This is a genomic window from Lactobacillus sp. WILCCON 0059 (assembly GCF_057197985.1).
The window spans coordinates 2,261,071-2,273,830 of sequence record NZ_JBUBHN010000001.1 but is presented as its reverse complement, the minus strand read 5'-3'; the positions used below and the strand labels follow the sequence as shown (position 1 = coordinate 2,273,830).

13 protein-coding genes and 1 rRNA gene are annotated in these 12,760 nt (G+C 49.6%); 10 read left to right on the top strand and 4 right to left on the bottom strand.

The annotated features are described in order from the left end of the window. The first annotated feature begins 4 nt into the window (after positions 1-4). Both rrf and ACYVUT_RS10665 read left to right on the top strand, forming a co-directional pair. Positions 5-121 (top strand): 5S ribosomal RNA (gene rrf / locus ACYVUT_RS10670). A gap of 231 nt (positions 122-352) precedes the next feature. Further along, positions 353-2,059, top strand: a complete 1,707-nt coding sequence (locus ACYVUT_RS10665) for an RNA-guided endonuclease TnpB family protein (protein WP_484500852.1) — start codon at positions 353-355, stop codon at positions 2,057-2,059. A 531-nt stretch (positions 2,060-2,590) separates the two neighbouring features. Here the strand turns inward: ACYVUT_RS10665 and ACYVUT_RS10660 are convergent. The 4 genes from ACYVUT_RS10660 to ACYVUT_RS10645 are packed head-to-tail and all read right to left on the bottom strand — an operon-like array spanning position 2,591 to position 4,723. Then, positions 2,591-3,934, bottom strand: coding sequence for an IS66-like element short variant transposase (locus ACYVUT_RS10660; protein ID WP_484499780.1), 1,344 nt, complete (start codon positions 3,932-3,934; stop codon positions 2,591-2,593). Then, positions 3,891-4,145, bottom strand: a complete 255-nt coding sequence (locus tag ACYVUT_RS10655) for a transposase domain-containing protein (protein ID WP_484499045.1) — start codon at positions 4,143-4,145, stop codon at positions 3,891-3,893. Before ACYVUT_RS10655 ends, ACYVUT_RS10660 begins: the two co-directional genes overlap by 44 nt. A gap of 55 nt (positions 4,146-4,200) precedes the next feature. Then, positions 4,201-4,548 (bottom strand): IS66 family insertion sequence element accessory protein TnpB, encoded by a 348-nt coding sequence (tnpB, locus tag ACYVUT_RS10650; RefSeq protein WP_484499044.1) that lies wholly within the window; start codon positions 4,546-4,548, stop codon positions 4,201-4,203. Next, a complete protein-coding gene (locus tag ACYVUT_RS10645) occupies positions 4,541-4,723 on the bottom strand; it encodes a hypothetical protein (protein ID WP_484499779.1) in 183 nt (60 codons plus the stop codon). The genes tnpB and ACYVUT_RS10645 overlap by 8 nt, the downstream gene beginning before the upstream one ends. 199 nt (positions 4,724-4,922) lie before the next feature. On the opposite strand from ACYVUT_RS10645, the gene ACYVUT_RS10640 reads away from it, so the two are divergent. The 8 genes from ACYVUT_RS10640 (at position 4,923) to brnQ (ending at position 12,695) form a co-directional block, all read left to right on the top strand. Further along, positions 4,923-6,233, top strand: a complete 1,311-nt coding sequence (locus tag ACYVUT_RS10640) for a PTS sugar transporter subunit IIC (protein WP_484502024.1) — start codon at positions 4,923-4,925, stop codon at positions 6,231-6,233. Beyond that, complete coding sequence (locus tag ACYVUT_RS10635; RefSeq protein ID WP_439775048.1) at positions 6,226-7,113, top strand: alpha/beta hydrolase; 888 nt, start codon at positions 6,226-6,228, stop codon at positions 7,111-7,113. The genes ACYVUT_RS10640 and ACYVUT_RS10635 overlap by 8 nt, the downstream gene beginning before the upstream one ends. A 52-nt stretch (positions 7,114-7,165) precedes the next feature. Further along, positions 7,166-7,975, top strand: a complete 810-nt coding sequence (locus ACYVUT_RS10630) for a Cof-type HAD-IIB family hydrolase (protein ID WP_484502023.1) — start codon at positions 7,166-7,168, stop codon at positions 7,973-7,975. A 3-nt stretch (positions 7,976-7,978) separates the two neighbouring features. Next, positions 7,979-8,728, top strand: coding sequence for a gamma-glutamyl-gamma-aminobutyrate hydrolase family protein (locus ACYVUT_RS10625; protein ID WP_484502022.1), 750 nt, complete (start codon positions 7,979-7,981; stop codon positions 8,726-8,728). Positions 8,729-8,883: 155 nt separating this feature from the next. Continuing rightward, positions 8,884-9,795 carry a DMT family transporter gene (locus ACYVUT_RS10620; RefSeq protein WP_484500848.1) on the top strand — a complete coding sequence of 304 codons (912 nt, stop codon included), beginning with the start codon at positions 8,884-8,886 and terminating at the stop codon, positions 9,793-9,795. 97 nt (positions 9,796-9,892) lie between these two features. After that, on the top strand, positions 9,893-10,603 hold the full coding sequence (locus ACYVUT_RS10615) for an AzlC family ABC transporter permease (protein WP_484500847.1): 711 nt from the start codon (positions 9,893-9,895) through the stop codon (positions 10,601-10,603). Beyond that, on the top strand, positions 10,587-10,910 hold the full coding sequence (locus ACYVUT_RS10610) for an AzlD domain-containing protein (RefSeq protein ID WP_439775052.1): 324 nt from the start codon (positions 10,587-10,589) through the stop codon (positions 10,908-10,910). The genes ACYVUT_RS10615 and ACYVUT_RS10610 overlap by 17 nt, the downstream gene beginning before the upstream one ends. A 420-nt stretch (positions 10,911-11,330) precedes the next feature. Continuing rightward, complete coding sequence (brnQ, locus tag ACYVUT_RS10605; protein WP_484500846.1) at positions 11,331-12,695, top strand: branched-chain amino acid transport system II carrier protein; 1,365 nt, start codon at positions 11,331-11,333, stop codon at positions 12,693-12,695. The last annotated feature ends 65 nt before the right edge of the window (positions 12,696-12,760 follow it).

Below are 12,760 nucleotides of genomic sequence, written 5' to 3'. Positions count from 1 at the left end.
AGAGTGCGGTGGCAATGGCAAGAAGGATACACCTGTTCCCATGCCGAACACAGCAGTTAAGCTTCTTAACGCCGAAAGTAGTTGGTGGGAAACTGCCTGCGAGGATAGGAAGCTGCCGCGCGAGACAAGAGTCAGACGGAAGTCTGGCTCTTTTTGTTTGAAAGTAGGCAGTTACCATGGGTAGTCAGCAGCTGTAAAAATATATAGTCAAAAATAGCAATTAAAGACTACTAATGCTTATTTGTAGTCTTTTCTATTCTAGGTCATGTTATCAATGTATTTGGACGAATTTCTGTGATATAATACGGTTAGACGCGAACGTAAGATCGTAAAAAGAAAGTCGTTTCTAAAAATGACCAGAAAAAAGAGAAGAATCCAAACTAAGACAGTCAGAGCTTATACCGTAAAGTTAAATGGTGACGAACTAAAAGAATTGGATGAGCTGTTCACTGCTTACGGCAAATGTAGAGACTTCCTTTATTCACAGTTGTGCGGCATCAACCACATGACTGATGTTGCTAACTGGTATGGCCCTCGAGATAAAATCCGCGAGCATGACGGTGAAATCAAGAAAGCCCGCAAAGCGGTCAAAGATTGGAAAATGGCCTATAAGAAGAATAAAGCTCAAGGATTGAAGTTTCCCGATTCAAGAACGGTCAGACTCTCAAAGCAAAAGCTTCTAAGCGAGCAATTTGGAATTCAAGGCCGGCATGTAACAGAAGCGGTTAAAGATGTGTGCATGAATCTCAACTCCATGTGGTCAAATCTTGGCTTGAAACTGAAAAGGATGGTTCAAGCTAACGATGCATTGTCTAATGCTGAGCGCCATTATCTCAATTACGTCTTCACTTCTCCGTATTACTGGCAGCTCATTCTACAGAGACGTGAGAATGAAGCACAGCCAAATGAAGAAATGAGCCAGTATCCTGCACTAAGAGTCGCTTTATCCGAGAAGCAGCTTCGGCACTGCTTTGGATATATCAGACGTCTCACCAGAAAACATAAACCCTACCCTCATTCAACAGCAGCACGATGCATGCTCTGTGACGAAATGATGTGGAGAGTTGTTGAAAAAGATGGCTCAAGCTACCTAGAAATCATGACGGCAAAATGCAGAAAGAAAAAGCAGTTTAAGCTGACAGGACCATACTGCTATGCCAATAAGAAGAAACGCGGCGATATCCAGCTCATTCTTGATCGAGACAAGAAGCGGCTGGAAGTTCATCGTGCTATTAAAGCTGTTGCTCATGAGATCCGCAAGCCACGGAAGAAACTGGGTATGGACAAAGGATTGGCAACACTCATTTCATGTAGCAGTGGTCAAGAATATGGAGCAGATTTCAGCAAGCTGGTAGGCGCTGAAGTTGAGCGGTGCAATGACCGCAATACAAATCGCAATGAATACATCCAGTCAGCCAAGGAATTAAGAGAAGAAAAGTCCGCTTTGCAGGAAAAGTTAGCCAAGGATTATTCAGCTAAGACAAAGAAACGTATCAGACACCGCATTGGAAGTCTTGAGCGCCAAATTGCTCGTCTTGAAGAACACCATCTTGGCAGCAAACTTTACCACCGCCAACATGAAAGAAAGCAACGCAACATGGAGCGGGTGATAAACACAAGCATTAGACAGATGCTTGTGGCAGAAGATCCAGATGTTCTTGTCAAGGAAGATCTGACTTTTGCTAAGGAAAAGTTGCCTAAAGCATCAAACCGCTATGAAGCAAAAGTGAGACGGAAGTTATCGTCATGGACTAAAGGAAGACTGGATAAGCGTATCGAATATTTATGTATTGGTCTGGGAATTCAAACCATTGACGTTAATCCAGCATATACGTCTCAGTTCTGTCCAAGATGTGGTGCGCATTTCAGTGAAAGAAAAGGTGCACATCATGAAACAGCCGTCTGCCCAAACTGTGGAGAAATGAACGCAAATACAGCAGCAGCGGTAAATATTTTGCAAAGAGCGGATGACAAAGAAATAACGAAATATATGCCATACAAGAATGTTAAGTTGATTCTTGAAGACCGTTACGCAAACAAACAGTTGGTGATGGCATAGTCTATCAATCAAAGCGTCACAAGCGTGGGTTCGTCCCTGCTTCAAGTCATGGACTGGGCGCTGCCCTAGAGCCTCGGCACTAGGGAAACTTAGGATATATTCCTGCCCGTTTTGTGAGACTGAGTCTTCGGGCTTTGTTAAGCAAAATATGGCGAACTCTTTGACTGTGCGTATGATAAAAGTATCAGAAGCTAAGGGAAACTTTAGTGGAGGTACATACAACTGAGCGCACAAGGCATTTCCCTGTGAAAAAGCCTAAAAAAATCCTCTAGCTTCAGCCAGAGGACAAGAATATGTTCATTAGTGTTCACTTGAATATTAATGGATATGTTTTTGAATTCGGCTTACTGACACTCATCATCGGTTTGGTAATGCTGGTTAACCCCACATTGGCAACTGAGACAGCTAACAGTGTTGAATAAATACATTTCTTTTGTTACTTTTTTAAACCGGGCGTAAGCACCCAATAGCAGAGTATATTAAAATCCCATCCTAGCAATGCTAAGATGGGATTAATCAGTTTATGGGACTTTACTTGCAGTGGAGCTGAACATTCTCAGCCCATGGTAAATAGGCTTCCAGACGTTGATTGTCTAATAACGACAGCTCATTGGGCAGCTTGTCTAGAAGATAGTTGATATATTTGAATTGATCCAAGCCATTTTGCTTGGCAGTTTCGAGTATGCTCATAATGATAGCCATGGACTTGGCGCCGGAACTGCTCTGTGAAAAGAGCCAGTTCTTGCGTCCCATGACGATCTCTTTGACTGCTCGTTCTGCTCTGTTGTTGGACAGTTCAAGGCGACCATCTTTTAGAACGTTCATGAACTTGTCCATGTGCTTTATGCAATACTGGAAGGCCGTCCCCAGCTTGCCGGAAGGCAACACGGAGATTGATTTCTTGGAGCACCAGTCGGAAAACTTCTCTAGCAGAGGCTTTAATTCAGACTGACGCTTCTCGTATCTCTCTTCAGCGGAAAGATCTTCCCAAGCGTGCTCCAGGCTAAACATTTGATTACAGTAGTGGATCCCTTGATTAGCCACTGAAGTTGCGTCTGATTCTCTAGCCTTGTCTTTAGGCAAGGAATCATGGAATTTGCGTCTTGCATGAGCCATACAGCCTACAAGAGTCACATCCTGTTGGCTTAATCGTAAATAGCCAGGATATTGATCACAATGAAGGTATCCGCTGAAGCCTGTGAGGAAATCCCACGCTTCGGCACCTTTTCGTGATCCATGGTGATACAGGACAATCGGCTTCTCGGCATGCTTGCCTGATAAGAAGGTCCAGACGTAGTCTTTAGCTCTTTCGCTGTCTAAGACTCGATATGGCGTCTCATCTGCGTGAATGACATCCAGCTTTAGCAGCTCTTTTCTCAAGAGCTCGTAAAGGCTGGAGAGGTAGTACTCGCAGACTTTGATATGCCAATTCGAAACCGTCTTGTGATCAAGCGGAAGGCCCATGCGCCGCAAGTCTTTCTCCTGTCGGTAGGCAGGAACCTTGAGAACATACTTCTGATAGATCGTATCAGCGATCAAAGAAGCTGAGCCAAGACTGTTGGTTAACGGTGCCTTGGGTACAGGAGCTTTGATAATCTTGTCAGCCGGTGCCTCATCACTGCAGTGCTGGCACTTGTAAGAGTGTTGGATGTGATCGATTCTCTTAACTTGGGCTGGAATGTACAGCAGCTCTTGTCTAGCACAGAAGCTGCCGATCTCTTTCAGTTCGTGCTGGCAGTCTGGACAGGTAAGATCATCCAAACGATGATGAACTTCCTCGCCCGGCAGAGAATCTAAGATATCTTTCTTTCTGCCGACTTGCTTGCGTCTCTTATAGGTAATAGTTTCGGTAACGCGAGGGTAAGTCCTCGTCATCTTGAGAGGCGTTGTCTTCCTCAAAAAGGCTCAGCTGATCTGGGTTGACAGCTCTCTTCTCGGAGGACTTGCCATAAAGCTTATTAGTCAAATAAGCAACTTGTTCAGTAAGAAGGGCAACCTGCTTGAGCAATTCTTCGTTATTTGCTTTGAGCGCTTCGATATTAGCTTTAAGCGTTTCAATTAAAGCTAAAGTTTCTTTTTCGGTCATGATCGCTGTCCCTCCTTGATTCATAATCATAAGAATACCAGAAAAGCTCGTGAAATCAATAGAATTCACGAGCTCTTGCGGTATTAATTTTAGGATCAATGGTAAAGCCTTGCATCAAGCGCATGACTTGTTCATCAGACAACTCTCGAACTTCGTCTTCATTGTTTGGCCAGGCCAGCTTCCCGTTCTCAAAGCGTTTATAGAGCAGCCAGAATCCCTGGCCGTCCCAATAAAGTGCTTTGAAGCGATCTCTTCGGCTGCCGCAGAAGAGAAAGACACTTCCAGAGAAGGGATCGAGATGGAAGCTCTTCTTAACTATGTAAGCAAGCGAATCGATTCCCCGGCGCATGTCGGTCTTACCGCAAACAATGAACACTCGACCTAATTCAGCCAGATTAATCATGGCTCAAGAACCTGCCCACGACTTCGAGCATAAGCTCGTTAGTGGCATCACTGTAAAATGACAGCTCAACTCCATTGGACTTCAGATTGAGAACGAGCCTGTTCTTTGGAAGCTTATTCCTAGGTCTGGGTTTGCCCTTCGGCAGCTCGAGCGGTACGATTGGATGTTCAGTCATAATATCGTGTTCCTCCGTATTCAATTGTTAAGAACAGTATATGACTATTGCCCGGGGGTTGATAGATACCGCGCTATTGGGTGCTTACAACCGGGCCAGGAATTGGTCCGGTTTTTGTTGTGAAAATAGCAAAGAAAAATTTGCTCATTCGTGATTTGAATTTGTATAATTAAAGTAGTTTTTGTGGGGGGAAGAGTAAATGGACAAATTAGCTAAGTGGTGCATTTGGCTGCGCCGCCGCTCCTTTTTCAGAGTGGCTCAGCGGACTTTTGCTGTTCTAATGCCGATCGCGACGGTCGGGGCCTTTTTCCAGGTTTTGCAGGACAGCGTTTTTGCGCCGGAAAGTTTTATCTACAATTTATTTGATTTTGACAAAATCATGAGCGACCGTTTCTGGGACATCGGGACCAGCCTGTCGCAGTCCGTGGTTGAAGTTATCTTCGGCCTTTTTTGCCTGTTCACGGTTTATTTCTCAGCATCTTTTACGGCCAAAATTTACCGTAAAGATGCCACGATGGCCGGGATCAGTGCGACAACTAGTCTCTTAGTCATGGTCTACCTCTTTCAGCTGGGCCTGACTGGGCGGATTTCCTTGCTCTCTGGGGGCTATTTAGGCTTCCAGTACGCCTTCTTTGCCCTCTTGCTGGGTTATGGGGTAGGGCAGGTCTTTCACTGGCTGGGAGCCGATTATGAGTCTGTCAACTATGAACACACCAAATTAGTTCAGGACCGGGCGATCAAGGCCTTGAAGCCGACTCTGGTCACTGTAATTGGCGGCGTCATTGTCGGTGGGATCCTCTATGCCGTCATCAGCAAGGTTAAGGCTAACTTCAGCTTGAGTGCCATGACTTCAACCGTTGAAAATTCCAACAACCTGCTTATGACCGTACCATCGACTGCTCTGGCCTCCTTCCTCAGCTGGCTGGGCATCGAAGAGCCGATTCTCCGCCTCAGCAATGTTGAAAATTCCGCCGCGGCAACCGCCAACTTGACTTATGTCATGCGGCGTGGCTCAATCTGGAAGATCCCGTACCCATATCTGGGCGGATCCTTGATCTCGACTTATGGGGTCATGGGCGGCTGCGGGGCCATTCTGGCTTTAGCCGTAGCCATCTTGATCTGGGGAAGACGCAAAGAACCGGAAACTGTAGCCAAGATGAACCTCTGGCCGCTTTTGTTCAGCTCTCCCCGGGGCTTTCTGGTCGGTTTGCCGGTAATCCTCAACCCGATCTACGTCATTCAACTGGTCTTCGTGCCAGTCGTAAACGTGCTGATCGCGGCTTTGGCAATTTCCTTGCACATCGTGCCAACGCCGGTTTACCCGATTTTGACCGGGACGCCGGGGCCCTTGGTGCCATTTTTTGCTACTAACGGCAACTGGCCAACCTTGATTTTCAGCATCTTCCTCTTCTGTCTGGACGTCGTCTTGATGATTCCAGCCGTTAAACTGGACAACCGGACCAAGGCCCTGCTGAAGGACTATGAAATGGAGGATGACCGTCATGTTTAAGAGCCGCAACTGGAAACTGATCGTCATTGCCTTGACGATCATCATTTTATTGGCCATTCCAGGCTATTCCTGGATGAAAAAGACCAACAAGGAACACGCTGAACGGCAAAGGTCCCAGCTGTCGCCTTTAATCATGGTTCCCGGCTCAAGTGCCACCGTCAACCGTTTCAACGAACTGGTTGACCTGCTTAACGAGAACACTCCTTACAAGCACAGCCTGCTCAAGGTCGAAATTAGTGAAGACGGGACCTTGACTTACTCTGGCTCAATTAAAAAAGGGGACAATGAACCCTTTATCGTGGTCGGCTTCCAAAACAACCATGACGGCTACAGCAACATCAAGAAGCAGGCCGGCTGGCTGGACGATGCCTTTTACGAGATTGCCAAGACTTACAAGTTTAACAACTTCAAGGCTTTTGGCCACTCAAACGGGGGCCTCATCTGGACCTACTGGCTGGAACACTACTATAGCGACTATTCAGACGAAATTACCATCAAGCGTTTGATGACCCTGGGCTCGCCATACAACTTCAGTGAAAAGAGTACCAAGTACAAGACGCAAATGCTGACGGACTTTATCAAGTACCGCAAGCGCCTGCCGAAAAATCTGATCGTCTACTCCCTGTCTGGCGGGGAAAACTACGAATCTGACGGGATCGTGCCGGAAAGCAGCGTGGAAGCCGGCAAGTACATCTTCCAAAACCAGGTCAAAGGCTACACCATGATGACCGTCACCGGGGCTGAAGCCCAGCACTCCAGCTTGCCGCAGAACAAGCAGGTGGTGAAGATGATCCAGCAGTACCTGCTCAAGCAGCAGACTAAGCCGGGCCCAAGCAACAGCCAAAACACCAAGCACAAGTCAACTAGTGCAAGTGACTAGGAGGCAGCCGCTTTTTGCCGTAAAATAGTAGCAAAGATGAAAGGAAACATGCATGAAGATTAAATTGATCGCGGTGGACCTGGACGGGACTCTGCTGACTTCCAGAAAGAAGGTCAGCCCTAAGACCCTGGCGACCTTGAAAAAGGCCCGGGAAAAGGGAATTTACGTGGTGCCCCTGTCCGGCCGGCCCCTGCCTGGCGTCTTGAAGGTCTTTGAACCCTTCAAGCTGGACCCGGCAGACAACTTTGCTATTTGCTACAACGGCGGCCTGGTCCAGCGGATGGACGGGGAAGTCTTGAGCGCCAGCCCCTTGACTGACGAAAACGTCAAGCACCTGCTTAGCTTGAAGCAAAAGGGGATTTTTGGCCCTTACTTCATGGACACGGAGGACTTTTACGTGGCGCCCGGCGCCAGCACCTTCATCGTTGGCTTTACCGCCCGGGCCCGGAACATGGGGGTCAAGCGGCTTGAACCTGGCAAGCACTACGAATTCATCAAGGGTGAGTTCGTTTCCCTGCCAAGCAAGATGAAGAAGTTCAAGGCCAGCTTCAGTCCAGAAATTGAGCGGGAGTTCGAAATCTCTGCTTCCGGCGGCCAGTGCCTGGAATTCAACACACCTGGTACCTCCAAGGGCAAGGCACTGACTAGCTTGCTGGACCTTTTGAACATCAAGCCGGAAGAAGCCATGATTTTTGGCGACAACAACAACGACCTCTCCGGTTTCCAGCTGCCTGGGGTCTTTAAGGTGGCCATGGGCAACGCGATCGACGAGATCAAGGCCGCGGCTGACTACGTCACGGCCAGCAACAACCAGGACGGTATCGCCTTGGCGGTGGAGAAGTTTGTAGACATGGGAGAATAAAAAATGGCAAAAGCAGTTATCGGAATCTCTGGTTCAGAAGTCACGATCCAGGCTGGTCCCTTCATGGGCGAGCCCCGGACCTATGTCAATGCCGCCTACGTGGACTCAGTCCTCAAGAACGGCGGGATTCCCCTGGTAATTCCATTTACCGCTGGCGGGAGCGAGATGGCCTTTCAGCAGCTGGATCTGGTTGACGGTTTGATTCTGTCCGGCGGCCATGACGTTGACCCTCACCTGTACGGTGAAGAAGTTGACCAAAAGAGCGGGGAAACCTGGCCGGACCGGGATGCCTTCGATATGGCCCTGTTAAAGCGGGCAGAAGAGACCGGCAAGCCAGTCCTGGGCATCTGCCGGGGCGCTCAGATCATCAACGTGGCCCACGGCGGCAGCATGTGGCAGGACCTGTCCTTGCGGCCAGGCTATACTTTAAAGCACATGCAGGCCACCCGGCCAGACGTGGGCACCCATGTGGTCAAGATCAAGAGCGGAACCACCCTGGAAAAAATCATGGGCGAAAGCAGCCTCATGACCAATTCCTTCCACCACCAGCTGATCAAGGAAGTGGCCCCGGACTTGACTGAATCAGCCAGCGCCAGCGACGGGGTGCCGGAAGCCTTGGAAAGCACTGACGGCAAAATCATCGCCGTTCAGTGGCACCCGGAAGAAATGCACGCTAACCCGGCCCCGGAAGCAGCCATCATGAACCGCCTCTTCAAGTACTTAATCGATAGGGCAGAAGAAGAGAAGAAGTAGCAGAAATAAACTCAAGCAGCGTTTTCGCTGCTTTTTCTTTTGCCTTTTTTAGAAAGAGACTAACAAAAATCTCATAAAGCTGTCATAATGTAAAAGGATCTGTCTTTTTCAGACAGAAATGGAATGTTACACGTGAAACGATGACGGTGAAGAAGATGAAAGACAAGCATTTGGGAATCCTGTTGGCAGTTATTGGTGCTTCCTTGTGGGGAACCTCGGGGACCGCGGCGGAAATGCTCTACCAAAACCCCAACATCAATACCTTCTGGCTGGTTGACGTCCGGTCCTGGCTGGCTGGGGCAAGCCTCTTGCTCATCTCCTTGGTTCACAAGGGGAAGGGGACTTTTGCCATTTTCAAAAATCCCCGCGACCTGGTTTACGCGGCCGTGTTCTCCATATTGGGCATTACCGGGGCCCAGTTCACCTACTTCTATACGGTGGCGGCCTCAAACGCGCCGACAGCCACCGTCCTGGTCTTCCTGGCCCCGGTCTTGATCATCTGCTTTATGGCGGCTAAGACCCGGCAAATGCCCCGGAGAATCGATTTGATCGCGGTCTTGCTGGCAGTGGTTGGGACGGTGATTTTGGTGACCAATGGCAATTTATCTCATTTGGCCGTTACCCCCAAGACCCTGGTCTGGGGCTTCTTCAGTGCCTTGACCCAGGCGCTAGCGATTGCCATGCCGGCCAAGCTTTTCAAAAAGTACGGGACCATCACCATTCTGGCCTGGGGGATGCTGCTGGGCGGGATTATCCTCAGCCCGTCTTTGGCCCTCATGCCGGCCAAGGGCGTTACGGTTAAGGAGTGGAGCCTGGTGATCTACATCGTGATTGCCGGTACGGTTTTCGCTTACTCGCTCTATTTGTCCAGCGTCATGTACATCTCAGCCGGCCTGGCCAGCATGCTGGAAGCCTTTGAACCACTAGTAGCGACGATTTTATCGGTTTCTCTTTTAGGCAGCGACTTCGGCATCATGAAGATGATTGGCGGGCTATTGATCATCTTGGCCACCTGCCTGCAGGTCGTGCCCAGTCCCTGCCGGGGCAAATTGCAAAGAAATCTTTAGAACTTTTTATGCATATTGCCGAAAAAGCCCGTCAGCTCAAGGGAAACTGTGTTAAAATCAAAGCAATGATTTGATCATTAACATGGGGGAAAAACAATTGAACAATGTATTAGACGCCAAAACCGGGGTCAAGGATACCCTGCCGACCGTGCTCGGCTACGTGGGGATCGGGACCGCTTTTGGCATTATCGCGCATACCAACGGCTTTAGTCCCTTGGAGACTTTTGTCATGTCCTTGCTGGTGTACACGGCTTCGGGCGAGTTCGCCCTGGTCAGCATGCTTCCAGCCGGCAGCAGCCTGTTTTCAATCTTCGCGGCCACCAATTTGATGAGTGCCCGGATGCTTTTGATGACCATGACTTTGGCACCGAAATTCAAGGACGAGAAACTGGTCAAAAATCTCTGGCTGGGCAGCCTGGTAACTGATGAAACTTTTGCTTTGGCAATCACCAAGCTCAACTACACTAAGGGTAAGCTGAATTACGAATGGCTGAACGCGGCCAATATCGTGGCTTATGCCGCCTGGTGCCTGTCCAGCCTATTTGGGGCTTTGATCGGCAGCGTGATCACCGATACCAAGGCCCTGGGCCTGGACTACGCGGTGGTCGCCATGTTCCTGGGGCTGCTCTATCTGCAGCTGATCACCGACCAGTCGGTCAAGATTGAGCTGCAGCTGGTCATGATCGGGGTAACGATGGTTCTGACCTACTTAGGTCTGATCTTCCTGCCGGCCAGCGTGGCCACGATTGTGGTGACGGTAGTCGGTTGTTTAGTGGGGATGGTGATCAAGCATGTCTTTTTCGAGTAAATTACTGATAACTTTTCTGGTCTGCGGGGGCGGGGTAACTCTCTTGCGAATCCTGCCTTTCTTGATTTTGAAAAAATTCTGCCTGCCCAAGTGGATGGTGGAATTCCTGCAGTTCGTGCCGATCGTCATCATGACCACCTTGTGGTTCGGCAGCCTTTTTACGGCCAGGCAGGGGCATTTGCCCAAGGTCGACTGGCAGTATCTGACCGCGACTCTGCCGACACTTGTCGTGGCCTATTTCACCAAGAGCTTGATGTGGATCGTGGTCACCGGGGTGGCCAGCGTGGCCCTTTTGCGGCTGATTTAAAATTTTTTGGACAAAAAGCTTGCATTTAGCTGAGAAAAGTATTAGATTATAAACAAGTTAAAAAACGAGTTGAAACACTGAAAAGAGCAGAGTAGCCCTGGACATAAGTCTCACAGAGAGCCGCGGTCAGCTGGGAAAGCGGCAGACGGGTCCAAGGCGAAAGTAGGCTCTGAGTGGTTGGCGCGACGTCTTTGCGAAGTGTCAAATGGGTTCGCCCTTTACAGCGACAACGTCTTGGCCGACGGGCCAGCACGGGGTAAGGCCGTTTTGGCGACAAAGCGGTGAAGCAAAGGTGGTAACACGCGCAAGCGTCCTTGTAGAAACAATCGTTTCTGCAAGGACTTTTTTTTACTCGTTTTTTAGCAACTCGAGATTAGCGCTGATCTCCGGATATCATTAGTGATTGCAAGGAGATTCATCATGAAAAAGTTAACTAGCAAACAGTATTTGATCATCGCCTCTTTGATTTTTGGCATGTTTTTCGGGGCCGGGAACCTGATCTTCCCGGTTCACCTGGGGCAAATGGCCGGCAAAAACTGGCTTCCCGCCGCCATCGGCTTCATCATTTCCGGGACCTTGATCCCCCTGGCCGCCTTATTGGCCCTGGCCGTTACCCGGGCTGATGGGATCTTCGGTTTAGCCCGGCCGCTGGGGAAAAAGTTCGCCCTGGCCTTTTTGATCTTGGTTCACCTGACCCTGGGGCCGCTCTTCGCGACTCCGCGGACGGCAACTGTGCCTTTCTCCATGTTTTCTGACCACTTCTCAAAGGGGATGCAGCCTTGGGCTCTTTTGATCTACTCAGCCATCTTCTTCGGCATCGTTTACTACTGCTCTTTGAGCGAAGGGAAGATCACCGACCGGGTTGGCAAAATCCTTAACCCAGCCTTCCTGGCCCTGCTTTTCATCATCTTTTTGATCGCCATCTTTAAGCCAATGGGGGCTGCCAGCAGCACCCAGGCAAGTGCCGACTACCTTACTGCTCCTTTGACCAACGGCTTCCTGCAGGGCTACAACACCTTGGACGCTTTAGCTGCTTTGGCTTTTGGGATTACGGTCGTTACGGCCATCAAGGGCTTCAAGCTCAAGGAAGGCAAGGAAACTTCCCTGGCCCTGGCCAAGACTGGTGCCATCGGCTTTGCTGGCATCGCCATCATCTACCTTATCTTGATTGCCCTGGGCGCCAGCAGCCTGCACTACTTCAAATTGTCTGAAAACGGCGGGATTGCTTTTGCCCAAATCGCCCGCCACTACCTGGGCACTTTCGGGGAAGCCCTCCTGGCTACTTTAGCCACCATCACCTGCATGTCCACGGCCATCGGCCTGGTAGTTGCCTTCGCCCAGGACTTCCATAAGCGTTTTCCAAAAATTTCCTACCGGACTTTCCTGACCTTCAACTGCCTGCTCTCATTTGCCATTGCCAATGTTGGCCTGACCACCATCATCGCCTGGTCAACTCCGGTTTTGATGTTCCTCTACCCGCTGGCCATCGCCTTGATTTTCTGCGGCTTGACCAGCAAGCTTTTCAACAATGATCCGGCAGTTTACAAGTTTGCGGTTTACTTCACCATCATCCCGGCCCTCTTTGACGGCTTGAACGCGGCCCCAAGCGTAATTTCCACTACTGCTTTTGCCAAGGCCGCCCTGGCCTTTGCCGGCCACTACCTGCCCTTCTTCTCACTCGGGCTGGGCTGGCTGACTTTTGGCATTGCCGGCTACCTGCTGGGCCTGGGTATCCACCTGTACAAAAGCAAGGCCAGCAGCCGGGCAGTCGAATTAGCCGACTAAAATAAAGTATTTCCTTGCAAAAAAACAACAGATAAAAATACAGCGTGAAAGCAAATTAAGCTTAC